This window comes from Brevundimonas sp. (assembly GCF_965279155.1).
Taxonomy (GTDB): Bacteria; Pseudomonadota; Alphaproteobacteria; order Caulobacterales; family Caulobacteraceae; genus Brevundimonas.
This window is the reverse complement of the sequence record NZ_OZ257138.1, coordinates 2,285,868-2,310,640: the sequence shown is the minus strand read 5'-3', so window position 1 is coordinate 2,310,640 and position 24,773 is coordinate 2,285,868. Positions and strand designations below refer to the sequence as shown.

Annotated in this window: 20 protein-coding genes; 10 read left to right on the top strand and 10 right to left on the bottom strand. The window is 66.9% G+C overall.

Features of this window, described 5'->3' with window-relative positions; translation table 11 throughout:
- Window positions 1-177: 177 nt before the first annotated feature.
- A complete protein-coding gene (locus ACQY72_RS11015) occupies window positions 178-936 on the top strand; it encodes a TetR/AcrR family transcriptional regulator (RefSeq protein ID WP_428153574.1) in 759 nt (252 codons plus the stop codon).
- Here ACQY72_RS11015 and ACQY72_RS11010 read toward each other — a convergent pair.
- Window positions 933-1,457: a DUF2306 domain-containing protein gene (locus tag ACQY72_RS11010; protein WP_428153572.1), complete on the bottom strand. Its 525-nt coding sequence runs from the start codon at window positions 1,455-1,457 to the stop codon at window positions 933-935. The two genes, ACQY72_RS11015 and ACQY72_RS11010, sit on opposite strands and share 4 nt — an antisense overlap.
- A gap of 153 nt (window positions 1,458-1,610) precedes the next feature.
- On the opposite strand from ACQY72_RS11010, the gene ACQY72_RS11005 reads away from it, so the two are divergent.
- Entirely contained in the window at window positions 1,611-2,390 is a 780-nt protein-coding gene (locus ACQY72_RS11005; RefSeq protein WP_428153571.1) for a LytTR family DNA-binding domain-containing protein, read from the top strand.
- Between the two features lie 4 nt (window positions 2,391-2,394).
- On the opposite strand, the gene ACQY72_RS11000 is transcribed toward ACQY72_RS11005, so the two are convergent.
- Window positions 2,395-2,838, bottom strand: a complete 444-nt coding sequence (locus tag ACQY72_RS11000) for a COG3650 family protein (protein WP_428153570.1) — start codon at window positions 2,836-2,838, stop codon at window positions 2,395-2,397.
- A 78-nt stretch (window positions 2,839-2,916) separates the two neighbouring features.
- Between ACQY72_RS11000 and ACQY72_RS10995 the strand changes: the two genes are divergently transcribed.
- Window positions 2,917-4,035 carry a DNA cytosine methyltransferase gene (locus ACQY72_RS10995; RefSeq protein ID WP_428153569.1) on the top strand — a complete coding sequence of 373 codons (1,119 nt, stop codon included), beginning with the start codon at window positions 2,917-2,919 and terminating at the stop codon, window positions 4,033-4,035.
- A 553-nt stretch (window positions 4,036-4,588) separates the two neighbouring features.
- Here the strand turns inward: ACQY72_RS10995 and ACQY72_RS10990 are convergent.
- From ACQY72_RS10990 to ACQY72_RS10980, 3 genes are all read right to left on the bottom strand, one after another.
- Window positions 4,589-4,948, bottom strand: a complete 360-nt coding sequence (locus ACQY72_RS10990) for a YdbL family protein (protein WP_428153568.1) — start codon at window positions 4,946-4,948, stop codon at window positions 4,589-4,591.
- Window positions 4,949-4,982: 34 nt separating this feature from the next.
- Window positions 4,983-5,171: a YnbE family lipoprotein gene (locus ACQY72_RS10985; RefSeq protein ID WP_159847615.1), complete on the bottom strand. Its 189-nt coding sequence runs from the start codon at window positions 5,169-5,171 to the stop codon at window positions 4,983-4,985.
- Window positions 5,172-5,248: 77 nt separating this feature from the next.
- On the bottom strand, window positions 5,249-8,467 hold the full coding sequence (locus tag ACQY72_RS10980; protein ID WP_428153567.1) for an intermembrane phospholipid transport protein YdbH family protein: 3,219 nt from the start codon (window positions 8,465-8,467) through the stop codon (window positions 5,249-5,251).
- A 319-nt stretch (window positions 8,468-8,786) separates the two neighbouring features.
- On the opposite strand from ACQY72_RS10980, the gene ACQY72_RS10975 reads away from it, so the two are divergent.
- Entirely contained in the window at window positions 8,787-10,142 is a 1,356-nt protein-coding gene (locus tag ACQY72_RS10975) for a peptidoglycan DD-metalloendopeptidase family protein (protein ID WP_428153565.1), read from the top strand.
- Between the two features lie 16 nt (window positions 10,143-10,158).
- Here ACQY72_RS10975 and ACQY72_RS10970 read toward each other — a convergent pair whose 3' ends face one another.
- Entirely contained in the window at window positions 10,159-11,826 is a 1,668-nt protein-coding gene (locus ACQY72_RS10970; RefSeq protein ID WP_428153564.1) for a TadG family pilus assembly protein, read from the bottom strand.
- Window positions 11,823-12,221, bottom strand: coding sequence for a TadE/TadG family type IV pilus assembly protein (locus ACQY72_RS10965; RefSeq protein WP_428153563.1), 399 nt, complete (start codon window positions 12,219-12,221; stop codon window positions 11,823-11,825). The genes ACQY72_RS10970 and ACQY72_RS10965 overlap by 4 nt, the downstream gene beginning before the upstream one ends.
- A gap of 1,121 nt (window positions 12,222-13,342) precedes the next feature.
- Between ACQY72_RS10965 and ACQY72_RS10960 the strand changes: the two genes are divergently transcribed.
- The 5 genes from ACQY72_RS10960 to ACQY72_RS10940 all read left to right on the top strand — a co-directional run bounded on the left by ACQY72_RS10960 (window position 13,343) and on the right by ACQY72_RS10940 (window position 19,004).
- Complete coding sequence (locus ACQY72_RS10960; RefSeq protein WP_428153561.1) at window positions 13,343-13,930, top strand: hypothetical protein; 588 nt, start codon at window positions 13,343-13,345, stop codon at window positions 13,928-13,930.
- Window positions 13,931-14,025: 95 nt separating this feature from the next.
- A complete protein-coding gene (locus ACQY72_RS10955; protein WP_428153560.1) occupies window positions 14,026-14,658 on the top strand; it encodes a hypothetical protein in 633 nt (210 codons plus the stop codon).
- A 115-nt stretch (window positions 14,659-14,773) separates the two neighbouring features.
- Window positions 14,774-15,529, top strand: a complete 756-nt coding sequence (locus ACQY72_RS10950) for a fimbria/pilus periplasmic chaperone (protein ID WP_159847633.1) — start codon at window positions 14,774-14,776, stop codon at window positions 15,527-15,529.
- 35 nt (window positions 15,530-15,564) lie between these two features.
- Window positions 15,565-18,057 (top strand): hypothetical protein, encoded by a 2,493-nt coding sequence (locus ACQY72_RS10945; RefSeq protein WP_428153559.1) that lies wholly within the window; start codon window positions 15,565-15,567, stop codon window positions 18,055-18,057.
- Window positions 18,054-19,004 (top strand): hypothetical protein, encoded by a 951-nt coding sequence (locus ACQY72_RS10940; protein ID WP_428153558.1) that lies wholly within the window; start codon window positions 18,054-18,056, stop codon window positions 19,002-19,004. Before ACQY72_RS10945 ends, ACQY72_RS10940 begins: the two co-directional genes overlap by 4 nt.
- 63 nt (window positions 19,005-19,067) lie before the next feature.
- On the opposite strand, the gene ACQY72_RS10935 is transcribed toward ACQY72_RS10940, so the two are convergent.
- From ACQY72_RS10935 to ACQY72_RS10925, 3 genes are all read right to left on the bottom strand, one after another.
- The gene (locus ACQY72_RS10935; RefSeq protein ID WP_428153557.1) at window positions 19,068-19,493 is read right to left on the bottom strand and encodes a hypothetical protein; all 426 of its coding nucleotides are present in this window, start codon (window positions 19,491-19,493) and stop codon (window positions 19,068-19,070) included.
- A gap of 237 nt (window positions 19,494-19,730) precedes the next feature.
- Window positions 19,731-21,044, bottom strand: a complete 1,314-nt coding sequence (locus ACQY72_RS10930; protein ID WP_428153555.1) for an MFS transporter — start codon at window positions 21,042-21,044, stop codon at window positions 19,731-19,733.
- Window positions 21,045-21,159: 115 nt separating this feature from the next.
- Window positions 21,160-23,790, bottom strand: coding sequence for a TonB-dependent receptor (locus ACQY72_RS10925; protein ID WP_428153554.1), 2,631 nt, complete (start codon window positions 23,788-23,790; stop codon window positions 21,160-21,162).
- 104 nt (window positions 23,791-23,894) lie between these two features.
- Between ACQY72_RS10925 and ACQY72_RS10920 the strand changes: the two genes are divergently transcribed.
- A complete protein-coding gene (locus ACQY72_RS10920; RefSeq protein ID WP_428153553.1) occupies window positions 23,895-24,764 on the top strand; it encodes a DUF6528 family protein in 870 nt (289 codons plus the stop codon).
- The last annotated feature ends 9 nt before the right edge of the window (window positions 24,765-24,773 follow it).

Sequence of the window (24,773 nt, the reverse complement as noted above, 5' to 3'; positions counted from 1 at the left end):
ATCCTAGACCCCTTGTTGTCGTTTCCAGCCCGTTGACGCTTTTATTCAGCGTTCAATGATTTTCGTGAACCTGACCGGGTTTCCCCGATCTGTCAAACGCTCCCCTTCTCTGAAGGCATGACGATCTCCCGCCGTGGCGCCGTTGCACCAGCGATGACGCAAGCCTAGCCTTGCCGCATGAGCAAGCCGGACGCCGCCATCCCGACACCCCGCCCCGTCGCCGCCGCGCGTCGCAAGGCGGCGGGCGCTGCGCCGGCCCGTCGGGGTCGTCCGCCCAAGGCCCAGGCCAAGGCGGCGGGCGAGACCCGCGAGCTGATCCTGGACGCGGCCGAGGACCTGTTCTCCAAACACGGCTTCTATGGCGTCACCATCCGCGAGGTGGCGCGCGAGGCGGGAGTGGATACCGCCCTGGTCCACTATTATTTCGGGGCCAAGCGCGAGCTGTTTGACGCCGTCTTCCTGCGCCGGGCCGAGGTGTGGAACGCCGACCGGGTCTCCGCCATCGATCGCTATGCCGAGACAGCGGGCGAGGCCATGACGCTGGAGGGCCTATTGGAAGCCTTCCTGCGGCCGCCGTTCGAATGGTCGCTTAAGGGCGGGCCGGGGTGGAAACACTATTCCGCCCTGGTGGCCCAGACCAACGCCAACCCCAGTTTCGGCGGCGAGACCATGGCCCGCTATTTCGACCCGGCGATCCACCGGCTGATCGAACTGATCGCGAAGGTGCTGCCGGACGCCAGCGAGGTCGATCTGTACTGGGGCTATCACAATCTGTCGGGCGCCCTGACCCTGACGCTGGGCGAGACGGGGCGGCTGGACCGGCTGTCGAACGGACAGGCGCGGTCGGGCGATCTGGAGACGGCGGGCGACTATATGGTCCGGTTCGCCGCCGCCGGCTTCCGCGCCGTGGTCGGGATGTCGCCGGGCCAGCCTTAACCGAAGAAGATCGCCCACATCAACCGGCCGGGCAGGAAGGTGAAGACCCCGGCGACGATCAGGCCGCCCACGAACATCCCCGTCATGGCGCGCCGGTGGTCGGCGATGCGGTGGCGACGCGCGGCATGGACCGCCATCGGCAGGGCGATCACCGTCCAGCCGCTGAGCAGGTGGATCAGGGAGAAGCCGCCCGGACCGCCGGGATTGAGCCGGTGGATGAAGAACGAACTGACCGCCGTCGTCGCCATGGCCAGCACCCAGGTCCAGCCCAGCGTCCGATGCAGCCGGTTTCCCTTCACCCCGATCAGCAGGACGACGCCGATCGCCAGGGCCGTAAGGGCGGCGGCGACGTGGATCTGGATCGCCGGCGGCGAGGTCAGCAGCAGGCGCCAGTCGGGGGCGTGCGGCGTGAACCCCATCCGCGCCAGCCGCCCGTCGTCGACTGCCAGATAGGCGACGAGAGGGACGATCAGCAGAGCGAGGGCCAGGACGGACGGCAAGAGGCGAGACAGGCGAGGCATGGGAAATCTCCATTTCCATCGTCGTGACGCGCCGCGCCCGGCCACGCATCCCGCGTTTCGCCAACGCCCATATCGCTTGCGTCAACGCCCACATGTCTTTCGCCTCCTCCTTTCAACGGGTGGGAAATCGTGGTCTCAAGGCGCGATCTCCTGATGCCGAAAGCCGCCATGACGCCTCTTGCCGCCGACCGCCGCCGCACCTTCCTGCGCGGCCTGATCGTCGCCGTTCTGGGCGGCGTCTTCCTGGCGATGACCGGGGCGTTCGGGACGGCGGGCGCGGCGTTCGGGCCACGGCTGGCCTATTGGGTCGTGGTCATGGTGCTGGGCGGGCTGTGGGGCCATCTGTGCGGCGCATGGGTGAGCCGGTATCTGGACGTGGACGAGCGGCCGTGGCGGACCATCGCGGCGATGGCGGTCGTGATCACCGGGCCGCTGTGCGTCATCGTCTGGGCGGCGACGGGCCTGTTCTTCGCCCAGAGGCTTTATCCGCTGGGCGTCCTGCCCCAGCTGGTCGTGCCGGTGGTGGTGATCACCGCGGCGGTGACGACGCTGAACGTCTTCCTGGGGCGCAGCCGACCGGTCCAGACCCATGCGGCGCCGCCCGAGACGGCAGCCCGGCCGGTGCGGTTTCTGGAGCGCCTGCCGATGAAGCTGAGGGGCGCTGCGATCCGGGCGGTGCAGGCCGAGGACCATTATCTGCGCATCCACACCGACCGCGGATCGGACCTGATCCTGATGCGGCTGTCGGATGCGGTGGAGGAGTTGGAGGGGCTGGAAGGCGCCCGGACGCACCGCAGCTGGTGGGTGGCGCGCGACGCGGTGCGGGGTGTCGAGCGCGGCGACGGCCGGGCGACCCTGACGCTGGACGGCGGCCTGTCGGCGCCGGTCAGCCGCCGCTACGCCCGGATGCTGCGCGACGCCGAATGGTGGTGATCGATCAGGGCGCGGGTTGCGCCGTCAGCATCGACGCCGGGGCGGCGCAGCCGGTCAGGGTGTCGTCGCCGATCTCGACCTTGGCCGTCAGCGGATAGGTGCGGTCGCTCATGCCGTCCGAGCATTCGGTGGCGATCAGGACGACGTTCAGCGCCTGGTTCAGGTCGGTGGAGCTGGCGAAGGTGGCGACCGTGCCCTGAACCGTCGCGCCGCGATTGGGCGCGCGCTGGGGTGGCTGATCGACGCGCGTGTAGATCAGGGCGTCGGGGGTGATCTCCACCCCCCAGAACGGTTCGGTGCCGAGCGCGCGCACCGGCTTGCCCAGATCGACGCCGCCCAGGGTCGCGGCGGCCTGCGGCTCGGGCGCGGACTGGGGCTTGGCGTCGTTGCGGTCGTAGCAGGCCGTCAGCGAAAGAGCCGCGACGGCGGCGAGCAGAATGGGGCGCATGACGGTCTCCTCTGTCGTGGCGGAGGTGAGGTCGAGGACGGTCTCGGTCAAGGGGCGGGGCTGCGTTATGCTGGCCCAATGTCGATTCGCCCCAGCGCCTACGAGTTCTTCGCCGGGGGCGGTCTGGCAGGGCTGGGCCTTTCCAGCGCCGGCATAGACACCGTCTTCGCCAACGACATGGATGCGGCCAAGGCGCGGGCTTTCGTCGCCAATCATCCGCACACGCCGTTTCGCCAGGGGGATGTCTGGGGCCTGACCGTCGAGGACCTGCCGGGACGACCGGACATGGCCTGGGCCTCTTCGCCCTGTCAGGACGTCAGCCTGGCGGGCGCGCGAGGCGGGCTGGAGGCCGGGCGATCCGGCGCCTTCTGGGGCTTCTGGCGGCTGATGCAGGGGCTGGCGGCCGAGGCGCGCGGCCCGCGCGTGATCGTGCTGGAGAATGTGATCGGCCTGCTGACCTCGGGGCACGGACGGGACTTCGCGGCCGTGTGCACGGCCATGGCCGAGGCGGGATACACGGTCGGGGCGCTGGAGATGGATGCGGCGCATTGGCTCCCGCAGTCGCGGCCGAGGCTGTTCGTGGTGGCTATCCAGGGCGAGGCGCCGCGCGCGCCGGAGCCTTTAGCACCCTTCCATTCGGCGCGCCTGATCGCCGCCCACGCGCGCCTGCCCGAGGCGGTGAAGGCGGCCTGGGCCTGGTGGTCCCTGCCCGCGCCGTCGCAACGCAATCTGGACCTGGCCGCCGTGCTGGAGCCGGACGACGCCTTGACCTGGCTGGAGGACGCGGAGGCCATACTGGCCCTGGCCGGACCGCTGCACCGCGTCAGGATCGAAGCGGCCGTGGCCTCGGGCCGGCGCTGCGTCGGGGCCGCCTATCGTCGGGTGCGGACCGAGGACGGCGAGAAGGTCCAGCGGCTGGAGGTCCGGTTCGACGGCCTGGCGGGATGTCTGAGGACGCCGGCGGGCGGGTCGTCGCGACAGTATGTGGTGGTGTGCGACCAGGACCGCGCGCGGGTGCGGCGCCTGACCGGGCGCGAGGCGGCGCGGCTGATGGGGGTGGGCGAGGACTATCGCCTGCCGTCCAGCGAGAGCGCGGCGCTGAAGCTGATGGGCGACGCCGTCGCCGTGCCGGTGGTCAGGGCGCTGGCGGAGGGGCTCTTGCTGCCTGCGCTGCTGGATAGACGCGCGGCGGCCTGATCCGGCGAGCGGTTAAGGGGAATTGCGCTTCAATGGGAAAAACAGTGCAAGTCGTGCAATTTCACGTCAGCGCTTTGTTTTCGTTTAACTAAAATTCGGCCTCGAATTGCACTGGTGCAACAAGATGCAATTTGCTCGACGAAGTTGGACTCCGAAAAAACAGTCTAACGAGTCCAAGAGTCCAAGTCGTGGGGATGGCGATGTCAAAGACCGGGCATGCATCATAACCCGGTCTGACGTGGCGCTAAGGAAGATGACGATCCGGCCGCCTAATGGGCTGAAAACACGGCGCATCTTTTAGCGGAATAGGATGGCTGGAGCCTTGGCAGCTAAGGGTGGGCCGTGCCCCTCCCTCTTTTCCGCTCATCCCGGCGAAAACCGGGACCTAGGCCTTTGAGCGAAAGGTGCCTGAGATCAGAGGTCGGTGGTCATCCGACGCACCGGCGATGCGAAAGCACTGGGTCCCGGCTTTCGCCAGGATGAGCGGGAGAAAGCACGTGACCGAACCCGCCGTGGGCCCTCGGGACAAGCCCGAGGGTGACGCATCAGTCGTTTAGCGTTGGACCCACTGGCCCTGGGCGTTGCGGTACCACTGGCCCGAGGAGATGCGGGGCAGGAGCTGGGACTCGAACATCCGGGCGCCGGCGACATCGGCCGAGGTGCCGGCGTCGGTCGCGCTGCGGGCGTAGGCGGCGCGGCGGCCGGCGTTGGTGGCGTCCACGGCGGCGCGCAGGCCGGCGTCCGAGGTCGGGGTGCGAAAGCCCAGGAAGCCGTCGGCCTGTTCACCGACGGTGCCGGCGGCCTTGGCCTGGTCGATCTGGGCCTTTTGAGCGCCGGTCTGGGCGACGGCGGCGCCAGCCACGCCGAGGGCGGCGACGGCGGCGGCGATGACGAAGAGTTTGCGGAAGGTCATGTCAGCCTGTCCCTTTCAGAAGAGAAGCGGGAAATCAGAAGAGGTTTGGGTTTTGCTGGAGCAGGGTTTGCAGCTCCTGGTCCAGGCGGACGCGCACGTCGGCGTCCAGCTTGGCGTAGATCTGGATCGGCGCGACCTCAAGACGGATGGTCGGGGCGCAGGCCGCGAGGGCGACGACGACCGCTCCGAAGCCGAGGCCGGCCAGTTGGCGCTTGTGGATCATGACGTGGACTCCGGTACGGCCGAGAATGATGGGTCTAATAGCACGTCGCCAAGTGAACGCGCGCTGAATGGTGAAGTTCAATCGGCAGGCACCGGCGTCGGGTCCGGCTCTTGCTGGCCTTGCCGGGCGCGATTGACCGCCAGCAGGTCCGAGATCAGCTGGTTGGCGTTCAGGGTCGTGTCCAGCGTCAGGTCGATCTGGGTGTTCGACGGCAGGGGCAGTTTGCGGTTCAGGAACTGGCGGCTGATCAGCTCGGCGATCGTCAGGCGCAGCTCCTGGCGCTGGGGCGGATCGTGGCGACCGCGAATGTGGAACAGCACCGAGACCCGGCCGCCGTCCATACTGTTCACGTCGGCGCTGAGTACGTCGAAGGACAGGTCCTCCATCGCCTGATAGGCCAGATCCTCGACCATGCCGGAGGGCAGTTCCTCTCCGCCGCCGCCCGCATTGACGTCCGTCAGGACCTCGCGCTTGATCGACAGCCGGCCCGGCTGGACCGCGCCCAGTGTCCCGGCGGTGATGCGCAGGCCCGCCTTGGGGTCCATGATGAAGGGCAGACGGCCCGAGACCACGGCGTCCAGCTTGACCTTGTCGTCGAAGCCGGTGTCGGCGACGATATCGCCCAGCTGCACCCGGTCCAGCACGATGACGCCGCTGTAGGGCTGGGTCGCGTCCAGTGGAACTGTGAAGGGCTCGACCGAGACCGTGCCGCCGCCGGCGACGACTTGGGCGCCGTCGATCAGCACGCCCGCTTCGTTGACCGAGAAGGTCACGTCCAGGGCCGTGACCGCCGTGCCGACCGCCAGACTGTCAGCCGTCAGCTTCTGGTTCGGGGCGGTGATCAGGGGGGTCAGACTGCTGAACACCACGTCGCCCCGCAAACCCTTGACCGCGCCGGCCGGGCTGACGAAATCCAGGCCCGGCGTGACCAGACGCCCGCTGGAGGTCGGCTCGGCGTCCTTGGTCCAGTCGAATCGGCCGTCAAAGCTGACGGCGCCGTCGACCGGCGACGCGAGGAAGTCAGCGGCCAGGGGGCTGAGCATCGCCGGCTGAAGGCCGTTCTCGGCGAAGGTCACATTGGGGGCGGTGATGGCGATGCCGCCCGAACCCGTGCGGCCGTCGTGCGCCAGGGTCAGGCGGCCTAGCGTATGCGCCGCCGCCTCGCCCGTGCCCTTCAGATCAAAGGCGCCGCTCCAGCGTTCGTTGGCCAGGGTCGCGGAGCCGGTGGCGGCCAGGGGTTCGAACCGCGTGGGGGTCAGGGCGTCTATGGCGCGGGCGGTCGTGACGTTCGCCGTCAGGCCGACGCCGGCCTTGGTCCCGTCGACCGTGACCCGCCCCGAGGCGTCGGCGAACCGCATGCCCAGGAAGGGGGCCTGGGCCGAGACCTGGTCGAAGGCGCCGACGACGCGCCAGACGCCGTCCTTGGATGTCAGCAACGGACCGCCGGCGGGGCACAGTTTCCCGGCGACCTGATGCACGTCGTTCTCGTCCAGCTCCAGCCGCTCGACCGTCAGGTCCACGCAGTCCGGGGTCGCATAGGTCAGCCGGCCGTCGGCCATGGCCAGGACGCCGCGCGTCCGGGCGTCGATGCCGCGCGCCAGGTCGAAATCGAGACGGGCGCGGCCGTCCAGCGTGGCCTCGAACCCGGTCTCGGTCAGGCGCCAGTTCGGCACGGCGACGGTCATCTCCGGCAGGCCCTTGCCGCGCGTCGCGGTGACGCTCAGCGCGCCGCCGCCCAGCCGGCCGGCCTCGGCCTGATAGGCGCCTTCGCCTGCCTGGGCCACCGTCAGGACGCCGCCGTTGGCCGGGGTCAGGGTCACGGGACGCGCCAGGGCGACCGTGGTTCCGGCCGTGCCGGTCGCGAACCGGATCGCCGGGGCGTTCAGGGCGAAGCTTCCCAGCGCCCGCTTCATCTCAGCCAATTCGGCGATGTCGTCGGGACCGACCGGGCCGAACAGTGGCCAGGCGCCATCGACGGCGCGAAGGGATCCATCGGCGCCGATCTGAATCACGCCGTCGCTGACCACGTCCAGGTTCAGGTCGGCGCGCCCGCGCTTCAGCGCCAGGTCGCCGAAGCCGAACCGGTCGAAGGTCGCACTGACCGGGCCGGTCGCCTCGAAGGCCGCGTCCTTGCCGCCGAAGCTGAGGGCGCGCGAGGTTAGCGACAGGCGGCTGATATTCGTCTGGCCCATCCGCCCCGAACCGGCCGTCAGGGACAGGGGCGCCTGCACGCTCCAGCGCAGGGCGTCGTTGCGCGAGACGGTCAGCTTGGCCCCCGTCGCCCTCGCCGCGACATCGGCGATGCGAAGGTCCGCGCCCTGGACCGCCGCGGCCTTCAAGACCGTCGTCGCGGCGCCCTCTAGGCGGAAGGTCTCGATCCAGCCGGAGACGACGCCGTCGAACTGGGCCGTAACGTCGGCGTCGCGCGCGCCGAGGGTTTCAGTCCCCAGGCTCGCGCCGCTCAGGCGAGCGTCCAGAACCACCCGGCCGTCGCCGCGTCGGGTCTTCAGATCGGGATAGGGCAGGTCGCCGGTCAGGGTCAGGTTCGCCCCCTGCCCTCTCGCGGCAGGCGTCGCAAAGGCGTCGGCCGCCGCCAGCAGGCGCAGCGCCACCCGGTCGCCCGTGGTGGTCAGGTCTAGGGTCGCAGACAGGCCCCGCGCCTCGACCTCTCCGCTTTTCAGCGCCGCCGTGGGCAGGCGCGCCGCCAGCCGCATCAGCTTGCCATCGTCGATCCGCGCATCGGCTAGGATCTCGACAGGCCCATATTCGGTGTCCAGCCGCCCGCGACCGCCCTCGATGATGACCAGGGGACTGCGCGAATCCGGGCGGGGCGGGCCGCCGGTGAATTCCTCGACCAGCGGGTCCAGCGAACCCAAGGACAGCTTTCCGCCCTTCCAGCTGGCGCGCACCACCGGTCGGACCAGGCGGATACGGCTGGGCGTGACGCCGAGACCCGACTTGGACCACGGCAGGGCGACGGCGTAATCGACCTCGGCCCGCTCGACCACGACATCGGGATTTTTGGGATCGCCGATGCGGATGCGGCCGACGAAGCCGTCGATCTCGATCCGCTCGACCTCGACATCGGCCTGGATGCCGCGTTGGTCCAGCCAGCCGACCAGAACGTCGCGCGCCACCGCCCGGCGATTGAGATAGAGGACGGCCGCCGCCACACCGAGCAGCAGCGCCAGGATCAGGACGCCGATGGCGACGAAACGCCAGACGCGACGACGAGGCTTTGGCTTCGGCGACGGGGCGGTGGACTTGGTGGACGTCTGAGCGGGGGTGTCGGTCAAGCGGATCGATCGCGGGATTGAAACAGGTCGCCGCTCACCTTCGCCATCCTGATCCTGAGCACAAGATCAAAGCGCGACCGTAGGCATTCGACGACGCGATCCATGACGGTGAAGCTGGGCGACAAAGGGGCGTCATGCCATACGAAGCTTGGCTGCGCCTCGCAGTTTGTGATCCGCATGTTAACCGTTTGTAACAGTCTGTCTTCCCAAAGTGAGACAGGCAGGCTATACGACCGCCCTTGCGCCATGGGCGATAGGCGCGAACTTCGAGAACGAGTAACGCTTTGGCGCCGCAGGCGTCGCAATACGACGGGGACCGATGGCTCAGTTCGACCCACGCCGCCAGCCGACACGGCTCGCGCCGCATATGCTTACTGCGGTCGCGGCAATCTCGGTGGCGATGCTCGCCGGTAGAGCCTATCAACCCGCTCAGGCCGAAGAAGTTCCCGCGCTGACCTCGGCCCAGATGGCCGCCATGGAAGCCAAGGCCTTCGCCTCCGCCAACGCCCCCGCCGGCATGACCGCGCCCGAGGCCGTCAACGTCCAGATCCGCCGCGGCGAAACCTTCGAGCAGGCCGTCGCCCGCACCGGCGTCGCGCCGGAAGAAGCCAGCGCCGTCGCCGCCACTGTCGCCAACGCCTTCGACCTGGCCGACCTGCGCGCCGGCCTGAAGTTCGAGACCGCCATCGCCAAGCCGCGCGACGGCCGTGGCGACGCCCGCCTGATCGGCCTGACCATGCGCACCGGGCCGGCGTCCCAGTTGACCGTGTCGCGCAGCTTCGACGGCGCCCTGCGCCTGCGGTCGCTGGAAGAAAAAGTCACCCACGAGACCGTGGTGCTCAAGGGCGACGTCGAGCGATCCCTGTCCGCCAGCGCCCGCGAACTGGGCGCCACCGCCTCCATCGTCCGTTCCGCCAGCCGTCTGTTCGCCACCAAGTTCGACATGCAGCGCGACATCCGGTCGTCTGACGAGTTCACCATGGTCTTCGACCGTGAAGTGACCGAGGCCGGCCGCACCGTGGACGTGGGCGACCTGATGTACGCCGAACTGCGCGGCGTCACCTTCTATCGCTTCAAGCCGGCCGGCGCGAAGGAGGCTCAGTTCTTCGACGCCAACGGCAAGAACCTGCGATCAGCCATGATGCGCACCCCGCTGCAGAGCTTCCGCCGGGTGTCGTCCAGCTTCGGTTTCCGCACCCATCCGATCTCTGGCTACAAGAAGATGCACCAGGGCATCGACTTCGCCGCCGGAACCGGCACGCCGGTCGTGGCCCCTGCCGACGGCGTGGTGGTCGAGGCCCGCCGCTGGGGCGGCTATGGCAACTGGCTGCGCATCCGTCACAACAACGGTCTCGAAAGCGGCTACGGCCACCTGTCGCGCTATGGCTCGGGCATTCGCGCCGGCCAGCGGGTCAGCCAGGGCCAGATCGTCGCCTATGTCGGTTCGACCGGCGCCTCGACCGGCCCGCACCTGCACTACGAACTGTGGCGCGGCGGCCAGCGGATCAATCCCGCCGGCGTGCGCACCCAGGAAGGCACCGAACTGGCCGGCGCCGACCTGACCGCCTTCCGCGCCGAAAAGGCCCGCATCGACCGCATCATCGCCTCGGGCGGTCAGAAGCGCCCGTCGATGCAGCAGGCCTCGGCCGAGGGCCTGCGCCCCGCCCACGGCTAAGTTCTCAAGGCTGAGTTCAGCCGACAAGGCGCGGCGTCGATCGGCCTTCGCTCGGGCATGACAGGCCGTGCACCGCCACGTCGGCCTCGCCCAGCCTGAGCCCCAGCACATCCAGCACCGGGTTCAGCACGCCGTCCAGCACCGGGCCCAACGGTTCCAGCAGCCGGCCCAGAGCCCTGGTCAGGTCGCCGAGGCCCAAGCCCAGTCCGACCACGTTCACATCCACGTCCAGCCGCCCCAACAGGCTGGAGACCAGACCGCTGGCGAAGCTGCGCGAGGCCACGGTCTTGATCCGTTGCGCCTCGATGTCGGCGGCGTCGAACCTCAGCGGTTTGAAGCCTGGATCGGCGGCCTCCACGTCGGCCTTGCCGGTGATGCTGACCAGCCCCAGGACGGACAGCAGGGTGGCGCGTTGCGGCGACGGGCCTGTCTTGAAGTCGTCCAGCTTCGTCTCGTCCACCGCGCCGATGGAGGCGCGCGCCAGGCCCGGCCGCACCTCGACCTCGACCGAGCGCGCCGGATCGCAGGACAGGGATTTCAGCCGCGCCTCGGACGCCGCCAGCTCGACCAGGATCGGCAGCTCGACCCGCGCCAGACCCGACAGCGTCTGGGCCGTTTTGGCTCGAACATAGAGCCGCGCCTGGGCCGTGCGGATGATCGGCTGGCCGTTCGCCGTCACCGTCAGCCAGGGCGAGCGGTTGGGCCGTTCGCCGATGGCCAGGCTGGTCTTCAGATCGGCCAGGCCGGCGGGCACGCCCAGGTTCAGCGCAATCTGCCGGTCCCCGCCCCCGACCTCCAGCATCGCCATGGCCAGGTCCATGGCCGAGACGGACGCATCCAGACCCTCTCGGATTCCTTGCGGCGACTGGGCCTCGACACCGATCAGATCGCCCAGCTTCACCTTCGTTCCGACCGAGGCCGAGGCCAACCGGCCCAGCGCCCCGCCGTCGTCGCCGCCCGCCAACCGTTCCAGCACCTTCAGCGCCCGACCGGCATCGACATCGGTCGTCAGCAGCCGGTCGTAATCGCCGATCTCGATGTCCAGATCCGTCGCCAGGGCGTCGGTGAAGCCCAGCAGATTGACGTCCAGGTCCGCCAACCGCCGATAGTCCATGACGCTGAGCGAGACCTTGGAGCCCGTCAGGCCGCTCAGCACCTGGTTCGCCACCCCGCCGTCCAGCCGCGCCAGGCGCGAGCCGATGGAGAACATCGCCTTGGGCGGCGCGCCGTCGGATGCTGCCGCCGTGGCACGACGATGCACGCGCACCTGATCGCGGCCCAGAAGCAGTTCGGTGAAGAACAGCGGCGCACGGCTCGTCACCTCGACGCGGGCGGCGTTGGGCGTCGCGCCGCCCGGGGCGAACCTATCATCCCGGGCCTTTTTCGGGTCTGGCGCATAGACGCCGAGCGTGGTCGCCACCGTCACGGACACGTCGGGCGCCACATTGGCCTTGACCGTCGCGGAGGACGCCCGGCGCACGACGGCCTCGCCCCGCGACAGGTTCTGAACCGCCGACAGGGCCGCCAGATCCGCCGCCCCCTGGACCCGTCGCGTGTGCAGGACAAGCACCCCCAGATCGATGGCCACGGCCGTGACGATGCACAGCAGGCCCCCCGCAACGGCCGCGATCACGGCGACCGCCCCCCGCCGATCCGCGACGAAGCGTTTACGCCAGACGCTCACGAGTAGTCCCCCACATGGATCACCGCCGAGCGCCGGATGACGACCGGCGGACGCGGCAGCATTCCGCCCAGCGCCATGACCAGGCTGTCGCCAGAATCATAGACCACCACGACCCGCAGCCGCCCGGCCTCCTCCGCCACCTCGATCGTCATTCTATCGGGATCCAGCGCCACGCCCCGCACCGCCGCCGTCACCTCGCGCCGCGCCAGCCCGTCGCGCTCGACCGCATCCAGCCCGCCCACCGCCGCCCGCGCCCCCTCCGACGCCAGGGCCTGAACCGACTGGGCCATCAGGAACCAGCCGCCATAGACGACGATGGCGATCAGCAGCAGCACCAGGATCGGCCCCACCAACGCAAACTCCACCGCCGCCGCGCCTTCGCGCCGGCGTCGCATGGTCTGAGGGATGGGTCCGTGCGTGCGCATACCAACCTCACGATTGCTCGCATGGGTTGTATATCCAGCAGCGTTAAAGGTTCGTGTAGCAATCGGGCATGCCTCGTCGTCGCGCCGTGCGGTGACGCATGACGGCGTGACCGCTCGGTGGCTATGGCCTTGCGCGTTAATGCTGCGATCGTCTTGTGGGACGACATCAACGGCCGCGCATCGCCTATGCCGACCGCAAGATGCATGGCCTGGATCGCACATCGAGCTAGCGATCTGCGCGCAGAGATCGTCTGATCGACCTCTAAGCCGACATACGGATTTGCAGTCCGCCCACGACTGTATCGTTTTGATACATTCGTGGGCATATGCGCACGAACCGACACAACTTGTCCCTTTACCAGCCATTTCCGCCAGACGTCGTGGTGGAGGCGCCAGCGACGCTCGATCCGCAAAATTGGCAGACCTGTTCCAGCTCGCACCGCCTGCCGACAGTCGCTTAAAATCGGCGAAGATCCCCGGCGCATCTTCAGGGGACCGCTCAGAGAAGACACCCAGAATGAGCCGTCGCTTCGGCGCCCTATGGCGCGGGATCACGCAGTCCCGGCGCGCCTTATGGTCAAGCTAAGCCTTTGGGACACCTGATTTTTAGCACCCGGAGGAAACGGCCACGCCCTCTAGATGCCAGTTGCATTTCGTCAAAAGCGACATTACAGGACTCTTCGATTAACGTTTTCTTAACCATCCTGCATATCCACGCCGAAACCGTCCTGATTCGGGACGGCATGGAACTTGGAAGGGTGAGGGAAGACGGTGGAGGGGAAGACAACTTTGGGCACGATCTGACACAGCAGATCATACGGCCGACTATATGTTCGCCGCTTGAGCGCTAATCAGAACGACAACCACTGATTTTCAAACTCATTGTCGTAGTAAAAGCGATGCGGTCTGATGACTTTGCATCAATGCGCAAGTGTATCCTGATCTCCGATATTTCCCCTGAATGGCGAATATCTGAGCGAACCAGACAGTTCAGTTTTTATCTATTGACGTTCTACTTATTCTGGCGGTAATTCGCCGCCGAATAACAATGATATGAACAGGCTAAGGCCTGATGCTCGGGGGAAGCGATCATGAGGGGGCAACTGCGATGCATCGCGGCGTTCGGCGCCCTGTGTCTTGCTGGCGGGCTGAGCACCGCCGCCAGCGCCATGGACCTGGGACCGACCGGCACATCGAACCGGCTGCGCGTCGAAGTGGCCGGCGTGATCTCGCCGCGCTGCACGGTCAGCCAATCGGAAAGCTCGGCCTCGTTCGGCCAACTGCTGGACCCGTCCAGCGGCGGCACGATCGCCCGCAACCTGAACCTGGACTTCACCTTCGACTGCAACAGCCCCTTCCGGGCGGTGATGACCTCGCAGAATGGCGGGCTGCAGACCGATGCGACGCGGGCCTTCGGTTTTCGTAATCGCATCACCTACGACGCGGCTCTGGCCCTGCCGAACGGCCGCGCCACCTCGTCTTGCGACAGCGAGCAAATGCAACGCGAAGCCGGCGAACGCGCCGGATGCGTCTTCCGCTTCAACGGCCGCCAGGGCGCCTCGGGCGCCGCGTCGGTGAAGCTGACCATGGCCGCAGATCCGACGCCGGTTCTGGCAGGTCAATACCGAGATCGATTGGTCCTTCGCCTCTCGCCCGTCCTGGGCGGGGAGAGGGACTGAGAGAGATGACGACGGCGATTTCGCCGCCGCCATATTGGGGCCAGCGCCCCGTAACGCACGAGGCTCGATGGGGCCTCTACCTGGAGACTACCACCATGAAGAAGCTGCTTCTCGCCGCTGCCGGCGTCGCCCTGATCGCCAGCCCCGCCGCCGCCCAAACCAGCTGGGGTTCGGCTACCTACGGCAACGACGGCCAAGCCACCTGGGCTCTGCGTTCGACCGTCGCCGACTTCTGCAAGCTGGGCACCTCGGTGACCACGCGCGCCGGCAACTCGACCGTTGCTCCTGGCGACAACGGCCGTGGCGGCACCGCCGCTAACGGTGACGGCACCATCACCTTCAACATCCAAAACCCGACGACCAACACCATCCAAGCGTCCGCCGCCGCGATGGTCTATGCTCAATCGCAGTGCAACACGACCTTCAACGTGACTGCCGAATCCGAGCGTGACGGCCTGCGCAACACCGCCTTCGGTTCGGCCTTCGGTTCGGCCTTTACCGACCAAGTGCGTTACAACGTGTCGGCTCTCTTCGGCGGCCAAACCGGCTTCAAGAGCGCTCTGAGCGGCACGTCGACCCTGCTGGCCAACCAACAACCGGCTGCCGGCGATTTCGAAATCCGCGTCGCCGTTCCGGCCGACGCCAACCGCCTTCTGCTGGCCGGCCAATACACCGACTTCCTGAAGGTGACGATGGCTCCGGTCGTTTCGGGCGCCACGCCTCTCTAAGGAACGTCTGACGTTCTGATACAGGGCCCGGTCTCAACGAGGCTGGGCCCTTTTTCTTGAAGCTTTCTAAACCCCTACGACGCGATGGTCGCGGGACGTTAGTCGGAGACGCGTGATGCCTGCCGCCATTTTCAAGAAGCTGGGATTGCTCGGGGCGCTTGCCCTGATGCTGGTGGCGACGCCGTCTTCGGCATTGCTCGTCCAGCCGGTCTTTCTGGACATGCGCTACAGCGGCGCTCAGTCCAACGGCGGCATCCGGGTCGTGAACGACCGCAACCGCCCCGTTTCCGTCGAACTGACGGTGAGCAGCCTTGAAATTCCCGAGAAGGGACAGGCGGTATTCACCCCCGTCGAAGGCGAGGACTTCCTGATCTTTCCCGCCGTGGCGAACATCCCGCCGAACGGCACTCAGATTTTCCGCATTCGTTGGGTCGGGGACCCGACACTGGCGGAAGGCAAGATGTTCGCCTTCACCACCAGCGAATTGCCGATCGAAATGGACCAGACGGCAGGCGCCGCCGTGCAACTGCTTTACGCGATCCAGACTGTGGTCGCGATCGGTCCGGCCGGCGCACGCGCCGATATAAAGCCCATTGCAATCCGTCGCGGCGAACTGGCCGACGGCACGAAGGGCGTGATCATCACCTTCGAGAACACCGGCGCCCTGCATGGCCAGGTGAACTCCAGCACCATCACCGTGTCCGTCCCCGGCTGGAGCCACCGCATCGAGCCGGCCGACGTCTCGAACGCCGTCGGCTTGGGACTGGTGCCTGCAAACGCCAAACGCGAGATGTTCCTCGCCCTTCCCGACGTACCGGCCGATGGCGATCTCAATGTCGTCGCCGACGTTCCCGCCGCACCCTTGATCTGAGCACGCACGTGATCCGGGGGGACAAAATCAAGTTGATGACCGCCACGACGCTGATGGCGTTTTTGGTGACACCGCACGGCGCCTTCGCCTGGGCGAATACGCTGGACCTGTTCGACAGCGGCGTGATCGTCACGGCGCCGCCTGCGCCTGCGCGCATCAACTCTACACAGCAGGACATCGAACTGGTCGTGCCGGTCCGAGAACGTGGACCTCTCGGGCAGGCGACGATCATCATCGGCGCCGACGACAGCATCCGTATCCGGGCCGCCGATCTGGTCGGCCTGCTGCGCAGCCTGATCACACCCGCTGCGGCTCAGTCACTGACCGGACTGGCGAATGACCAGGGCTATCTGACGCCCGAGGCCGTGCGCGGCCTCGGCTTCGATCTGGTGTTCGATCCAGGCCTTCTTGATCTGGCCGTGAGCGTCCCCCTGGAGGCCCGGCAGCGGCAGACTTTCGAACTGGGCTTCGACACATCCGTCACGCCCCCGACAGTCACCGACCGTCAGGCCGGTTTTTCCGCCTATGTCAATTATCGCGCCTCGATCGATTATCTTCACCGCGACACCGGTTCGAGAGAAAAAGGGCTGCAGGCGCCGCGCTTCGACCTGGACGTCAACGGCTCCGTCGGCCCGGTCGCATTCGAAAACCTGCTGACCATCGACGCCGATGCGCCTGAAGCCTTTCAGCGCAATGCCTCGCGCCTGATTTACGATCAATCCGACAAGGCCATTCGCTGGACCGTCGGCGATCTGTTGCCCGAGGGCAATTCGTTCCAGAGCGCGAGCGATATCGCCGGCCTCAGCGTGGCCCGACTGTACAGCTTGCGGCCCAACGATCGTTTCGTGGCGTCGCGGTCCTCACGCAGCATCACGTTGCGCGAAGCGTCTACGGTCGACATCAGAATCAATGGCGCGACCGTCCGCACCCTGACCCTGCAACCTGGCACCTATGACCTGCAGGATCTTCCGCTGACGCAAGGGGCGAACGCGGTCGAGATCGTTGTCGAGGGACCATCGGGAGCCCGCGAGGTCATCTCGTTCGACTTCTTCAGCGACGCAACCCTGCTGGCGCCCGGCGTCGACGAGTTCTACTTCTCGGGCGGCGTACGCGCGCCGCGGGAGTTCGGCAGTATCGATTATCGCCAGGACGATCCGATCGTTTCGGGGTTCTATCGTCGCGGCATCAACGCCCAGTTCACCGCCGGCGCCAACTTGCAGGCCACAAAAGACGCCAGTCTTGTGGGCGCCGAGCTTGTGTACGGCGGCGGTTGGGGTCTGACGGCGTTCGAACTGGCGGTCAGCAATCGCGACATCGAAGGCGGCGGTTATGTCGCGCGCGTCGAGCATCGCGTCTTTCGCGAACTTAAAACCCTTCCGGGCCAAGAAACCTTTGATTTCTCGATCGAAATGCGGAGCCGTGAATTCGCGACGATTGAACAGCTAGGCTCTGCAACAAACTTCGCCTACCAGGCCGCAGCTCGTTACTCACGCCCGCTGAGCCGGAGCTTGACCGCCTCGATCGGCGCGGATTACGCCAAGGGCCGCGATCAGTTGCGTGACCGTTACGGCGTGACGACCTTCGCCAACTGGCGCCTCAACTACGAGACCAACGTCAACTTCGGTGCGACCTACAACTCCAATGCGATCAGGGGCGAAGAGACCAATGTCTTCGTCAACCTGACCCGCCGCTTCGGCGCTCGCCGAACCGTCTCGGCCGGAGCGGAGAGCCGCAGCGGCCTGGTGCGCGCCGGCTATTCGCGAGCGCCCGAGCGGTCGCTCAACGATTGGGCCTACAGCGTCGATGTCTCGCGGACGAATGAAGCCATCGGCCTGAACGGCGCAGCCGTCTACATCGCCAACCGCGGCGAGCTGGAGGTCAACCACGCGACCGTCTTCGACAACGACGGCGAAATCGCAAACCAGCAGACCTCGCTGCGCGCCTACGGCTCCGTAGGCTATGCTGGCGGACGGCTCGGCATCGGACGCCGCGTCTACGATTCCTTCGGTCTGGTGTCGGCTCATAGCAGTCTGGGGCGCCGGCCCGTGCTGATCCGCGGCGTGTCCGCCCTGGAAGAGAGCGCCCGGTCAGGACCGTTGGGCCCTGCCCTGGTGCCGCTGGGTTCCTATTATCCGCAATCCGTGCCCTACGACGTCGAAGACCTGCCGATCGGCTATGACTTGGGCTCGGGCCTGTTCCAGGTGCAGCCGCGTCTGCACTCGGGCTATGCCCTGACGGTAGGCTCGGCCTATTACGTCACGGCGTCGGGCGTCATGATGGACGATCAGGGCCAGGCGGTCAGCCTGCGCTCGGGTCGCGCCGTCTCGCTGGACGACCGCGATGCGCCGCAAGCCGATGTGGTCACAAACCGCCAGGGACGGTTCGCCGTCAGCGGGCTGTCCGCCGGGCGCTGGCGCATCACCTTGGTCGGCCAACCCGCGCTGATCTATGATATCGTCGTTCCGGACACGACCCTATACCGGGCCGGCGAGATCCGTCCGACCGTGACGGCAGGAGGAAGCCGATGAACCGCAAGGCGTTGATGACGGCGGCGGCGCTGGCCGCCGCGACTTTGGGCGGGGCGGGCGCGGCCCAGGCCGAGTGCGATCTGACCTCGGTGCGCGTGATCTCGGACGGCGTGGTTCTGCGCTACGACCCGTTCGATCAGGACGACGCACGCGGCGAGATTCAGGTGCGTCTGGCCTCGAACGACGGCTGCGCCAATGCACGTATCGAGATGGCGGTGACGCCGGACATCGACAGCATCGGCCCCTCGGGCTCGCTGCAGGCCCGCGACGGCGCCAACGGCGTGACCGTCCAGCTGACCTCGCAGATGGGGCCGGCGCGCATCGTGACCGATCCCTCGAACGCCTTCAACAGCCCCGCGCCGGCCGGCCGCTTGTCGGCCTCGGGCGTGCTGACCGGGCCGGGCCTCAGGGTGTCTGCGTCCTATGGTCAGATCGTGCCGCCGGGTCGCTATCGCGCGCGCGCGACGTTGTTGACCCGCGCCCTGGACGCAGAGGGCGACGCGACCGCGACGATCGAGACGCCTTTCTATGTGGAGATCGAGGTCCAGCCCTCGTTCCGCCTGGCCGCAGGGGTCGAACAGCAGCGTCTGTTCCTGGGCGAACTGACGCCCGGCGCCGAAAGCCAACCGATGACCTTCAACGCCTATTCCAACGTGGGCTATGAGTTGAAGGTGCGCTCGGATCATCAGTGGCGCATGACCCTGGACGGCTCCAACGCCGCCGATGCGCCCAGCGTGCCTTATCGCGTCGCCATCTCAAATCGTCCCGTTCGCCGCGACGGCGACGAGGCCTCGGTGCTGCGCTTCGACCAGCCCAGGAACGGGCGGCGCTCGCACGAACTCAAGGCGACGGCGCTTCCTTTCGAGTCTGGCCAGGCCGGCGCCTATCGGGACTTCATCACTGTAGAGATCAGCCCACGCCTCGGAGGCGGCTCGTCTCCTGCGTAGAATGACAACAGGCCCGACTGGATGACGTCCAGTCGGGCCTGTTCCTTGTTCTGTCCGCCCAGCCTAGAGCGGCGAGATGGACACGCGCATGAAGACAGGCGCCTGGGCGTCCGTCAGCGCTGCGTTGGTCAGTCGCCAGTTGACGGTGCGCACGCGGGGTTGGTTCGAAAACAGCTGCAGCTGACCCGACGGGTCCACCGTGTCCTGTTCCGCCCCATGCGACAGCAGGCCGCCTGTGACGTTCAGCAGTCGCACATCCATACGATAGCCCTGGGTGTTGCAGACCTCGCGCACCATGCCGAGCTCGACTACGCCGTCGCGCATGAACAAGGCAGCGTCGCCGACCTCGGACTGCACCCGGCAAAAAGGCTCCACCACGGCGACGAGGCGGAAACCAACACTGGCGTCGGCGGCCGACGCCGCACTGGGCAGGGCGAGCACGACACCCAAGGATGCAGTCACAAAAGCGGCGGTCTTGAAAACGTTCACGGGAATTCTCCCTCCGGTTCATCCCGACAATCGCCGACCGAAGTAAAAATCGCGCGTAGGGACATGCTTTACCGATACTGAGCAGACAGCGTTTCCTGGCGTTAAGGATCGTCGGCAGTTGGCGGCGTGGAAGGTCAACAAGCCGCCGTCCTCATGGTCATCGCCGCACACAGGAAACGCGACGCCGGTGTCGCTTGGGTACATCAACATTAGGTTGATCCCGAATCTGCACGCCATTCAGCGCTTGAAACTGACCTCCGTCGATCGCCAGCGAAACAGCAACAGGGCGCAGAGCGCCGCGCCTGTTGCGGGGATCAGGCACATGCCGGCGACGATGACGCTGGAGATTTCTGCAAAATGCGCCGCCTTGCCGTAGCCGGCCCAGGCCAGTGGCAAGGCCAAGAGGGGCGCGCTGAAGCCGGAGGCGCATTTCAGGACCATGACGAAGATCGCGGTGGTCAGCGCCTCCATACGGGGACCGCCCCTTTGCGCCCCATGATCGATGGCGTCCGGCAGCATGGCCCACAGGGTGAAACCGCAGCCGGCGGTCGCCGCGCCGATCAGGGCGGTCAGCGGCAAACGCAGGACGGCGTGCTGGGCCGTCCCCAGGAACGCCAGGCACGCGACGATCAGCCCGGCATAGGCGATCCAGAGCAGCCGCCGCCCATCGACCCGGTAGCTGAGCGCGATCCAGAACGGCATGGAAAGGCCCTGCGCCACCGTGATGACCACCATGGCGCGCGCCGCCCAGGCTTCGTCGCCGACCACGCCGTCGGCGAAATAGGCGATGGAGCGCGTGAACACCGACACGCAGGCGATCTGGATGAAGGTGATCAGCAGCAACAGGGCCAGGCGGCGATTGCGAAACAGGATGCGCCACGTCGGCTGCGGCGCATGCGCAACGACCTCCACCGCCGCAGGGGGTCGCGACCGTGTCCCCCATGCCGAAAGCCACAGGGCGGCGACGAAACCGAAGCCGGCCAGGACCGCGAACTGCGAGATGCGCGCACCTTGCTGGATCGGGTCGGGCGCGGCGAAGACCTGGCCTGCCGCGATAGCGACGGTCAGACCTGCGGCGGCGCTGAAGATCAGCCTAAGACCCGACAGGATCGCCGCGTCATTGCCGCCCCTGGACAGGGTGCAGAGCAGGGCGTTGTGGGGCACGTCGCAGAGCGTATAGGTCGTGCGAAGCATCAGCCCGACCGCCAGCGCATAGGCCGCCAGCCCCTCGCCGCGCCAGCCGGGTTCACGCAAGGCGAACCAGAAGGCTAAGGCGCACAGCGGCGCGCCGACGACCAGACAGCGACCCAGCGGCACGCCCGTCTTGTCGATGACATAGCCGACGACGGGGCCGCACAAGCCGTCCCATATCAGGGCGACCATGACGACCACCCCGGCCTGGACAGGACCGAGGCCCCACAGGTCGGTCAGGAAGAACAGAAGAAAATAGTCCAGCGAAGACCAGATCAGGCCCTTGCCGAAATTGCCGCTCGCATAGGCCGCCTTGACGCCGAGGCCGTCGGATCGACTGGCTGTGCCTGCACGCGTCACGACGTTGTCTCCGACTTCTTGTCCCGACCCCTAACCTTAATTTATCTCTGTTTTCTGACGGCGCGAAAGCCTGCGGCCTCGCCCCGCGTGGGACGAGGCCGCGTCGAACCGTCGATCAATATTTGAACAGGGCCCCGATGTAGAAGGCACGACCGTTGTCCAGTTCTTCGCGCAGCAGACCGAAGTCGGGGCCGAACATGCGCCGCCGCTTTTCGTTGGTCAGGTTCTTGGCCTGGGCCACCACCGTCAGATTGGCGTTGAGGCGATAGCGCGCCTGAGCGTCGAACCGGTCGTTGGCCTCGACGATCCGGTCCTGAAGCGGATCGCTGCTGGAGACCGAATAGAGCATGTCGCCGACATGGTTCCAGGCGCCCTGCAACGTCAGCGGGCCGGCCGTATAGAAGACCTTGAGATTGCCGACCCTGTCGGAGCTTTCGAACAGGCCGGGCAGGCGGCGCTGGGTGAAGTCATCCATCGTGATGCTGGGCGGCGTGGCGTCGAGCAAGGTCAGGTTGGCCGAGAAACCCAGACCTTCGAGCGGCCCTGGCAGGAAGCTCATGCGCGACAGCACCAGATTGAACTCCAGCCCACGCACCGTGGCGTCGCCGGCGTTGGCAGGTCGGATGCGCGTGACGGACTCCAGTGCACCATTGAACATTTCGTCGGATGTCGTCTGCAGCGTCAGGATTTCGTCCGCGATGTCCTTCTGGAATACGCCCACCGACACCATGGCGTCGCGACCGGCGTAGTATTCGACGCTGAGGTCGGCATTGTCGGACCGGCGTGGCCTCAGGTTCGGATTGCCGCCCCGGATGGTGAAATCGCCGTCGCTGTCCACGGAAACGATCTCTCTCGCGGCGAGCACGTCATAGTTCGGCCGGCCGATGGTGCGGCTGAAGGCGGCTCTCAGCTTCAACCGGTCGGTCAGGTCGTAGTTGGCCTGAAGCGACGGCAGCCAGTCGTCGTATTCGGACGACTGCGTCCCATAGACATAGGCGCCCGAGATCAGGGCGGCCGATCCGGTTTCCAGCTGCGTGCGCTCGTAACGCAGGCCGCCGACGACGGTCAGGCGATCGGTCGCGAACCGCCCCATGGCATAGGCGGCGTCGATATCTTCGCTGACGTCGTAGTCGGCCGAAACGCTGCCGGCCGCATTCGTGGATGTCGCCGAGAAGCCTGCGCGATTGGCCTCGAAGAAGGCCTGGGCCAGACGGGGATCGACGATCAGCATCTGCGTCCCGCGCCCGTTGTAGGGCGCATAGTCGGACAGGCTGCCGACGGACGACAGGCGATAGTCGTTGACGGCCAGGGGGCGATAGTTGTCCACGCCCCGGTCGTAGTTCCGATCCAGACGGCGGGCGTAGGCGCCCAGTTGAACGCCCAGTCCCCGGTCACGCCCATCGACGTTGAAGCCCCAGTCGAGTTTGGCCGTATTGGCCTCCTCGCGCGCGTCGTCCAGCGCCGTGCCGTATTCGAACTGTCGATAGTTGGCGGGCGACAGCAGGAAGGCGGGGTTGGCGGGCGCCAGATAGGGGAAGTCGCCCCGGGCGCCCTCGTAGGTGAAGGCCAGGCTGTTGGTATTGGCGATGCGATAGGTCGCAAGGCGCGTGTCCTGACGATAGGTCGCGACGGCGGCGTTCAGGCCGAAGTCCAGGAACTGCCGCTCGCCGGGCGTCCAGCGCACACGAAAATCGACGTAGCGGATGCCGCGCTCCTGATCGAACTCCGACAGATCGACCTGGGCGTTGGCCGAGGCGACCGATCCACGGGTCGCGGTGATCGACGACGTGACCGGATTGCCGTTGGCGACCAGGATGTTGGACTGGCGGTCCTCTTCGTTCGTGTGGGTGAAGTCCGCCGCCGTCAGCCGGGCTTCCAGCAGGCCATGGCGATATTCCAGCTTGCCGAACACGCCTTCGCGCTTTCTGATATTGTCATAGGCCAGCCAGCGGCGGCGCTGAGGCGCGATGTCGGCCTTGTCCAGATCCGGCGCGGTCACCGCGAGACGCGCATGGGTCACGGGGTCGAAGAAGCTGTAGTTGTCGACCGCCGAGTTCAGCGATGCGGAATCGCGCGTGTAACGGCTGGCCGACACCACAAAGCCGAACCGATCGTCGGGGCCGAAGGTGTTCGACAGGACGATCTCGCCCTGGCCCGAGGTTCCACCCTTTGTGAACTGACGCTCCGCGTCCCATTGCCCGATGTCGAAACGACCACCGACGAACAGACCGCCGCCGCCGTCGAAGGCGCTGCGGGTCACCAGATTGGCGACGCCGCCGATGGCGTTCGCGTTCATGGCCGGTGTGACGGACTTGGCCACATCGACCCGGCGCGCCAGGGACGAAGGGATGACGTCCAGCGAGACGTTGCGTCGGTTCAGCTCATTGGCCGGCAGGGCGACCCCATCGACCTCGACCAGATTGTAGTCGGCGTTCAGGCCGCGGATCGACAGGAATTGGGCCTCGCCGCGGTCGTTGTTCTGAACCGTGGACACGCCCGGAACCCGTTCCAGCGCTTCGCCCAGTCCGAAATCGGGCAGGCTGCCGATCTCGTCGGCGCTGATGGAATCCAGAATGATGGTCGCCTCGCGCTTGGTCGCGATCTCGTTGCGGGCCTGAAGCCAGGCGCCGGTTACGACGATCTCGTCCACCTGGCTGGGCTCGGTGGTCTGGGCGAAGGCGGGCGTCGCGACAAGGACGGTGGACGCCAGGCAAAGATGGCGGAACGACAACTGATGAATGGACATGTGACCCCTCCCGAAGGCAGTTTGATTTTATTTACTCACCTATAGTGAGATATTTATGACATGATGGCGAGATACAAGCCATCCATGGTTTTCAAGGAGCCCTCATGATCCTCTCAGCTCTTCTCGCCCTGGCCGCCGCCACGCCCGCCCCCGCCCTGCTGGCGTGCGGCGACGACCAGGTGCGCCGCTACGAAATCGTCGCTGACGGCGCCCGCGAGACCTGGCGCTGGGACGCCTCGGAGGCGCAGGGCCTGCCCGCCGAGTATCGCAGCACGCTCCTGGGCCGGATCGACGAGTGCAAACCGATCGACGACGGCCGGGTTCTGATCACGGCCTCGACAGGCGGCGTGGTCCTGCTGGACGCCAGGACCGGCGCGATCCTGTTTCACGCCAATGCGCCGATGGCCCATTCGGCCGCCGCCCTGCCGGGGGACCGCATCGCCGTGGCCCTGTCGATCCACGACCAGGGCGACCGGCTGGATGTCTATGACCTGGCGGATGGCGAACGTCCGGTGATCAGCCTGCCCCTGCCGTCAGGCCACGGCGCGGTCTGGGATCCGGTCCGCCGGCGTTTGTTCGCCCTATCTCACGACACGATCCAGGCCTTCTCGTTGGTCGATTGGGACACCGCGTCTCCCCGCTTGGAGGAAGCGGAGAAGTGGACGCTGCCGGGCGAACGGGACGGGCACGATCTGTCGCTGGCCGCCGACGGCTCGGGCTATCTGGTGACGACCCACGACGGGGCCTGGCGCTTCGACCCGGCCAGCGGAAACTTCACGGCGCTGGCCCCGCTCAATCCGGCCCTGCAGGTGAAGTCGGTCGATATCGATGCGCAAGGCCGTATGGCCTGGGTCAAGGCGGAAGAGCGCTGGTGGGCCTTCGGCTTTTCGATGCAGAAGGACGGCCGGGTCGTCCGTATCCCGACCGAGGACATGCATCTCTACAAGGTGCGCTGGATTCGCGCCGAACATTGAGCGTGCAAG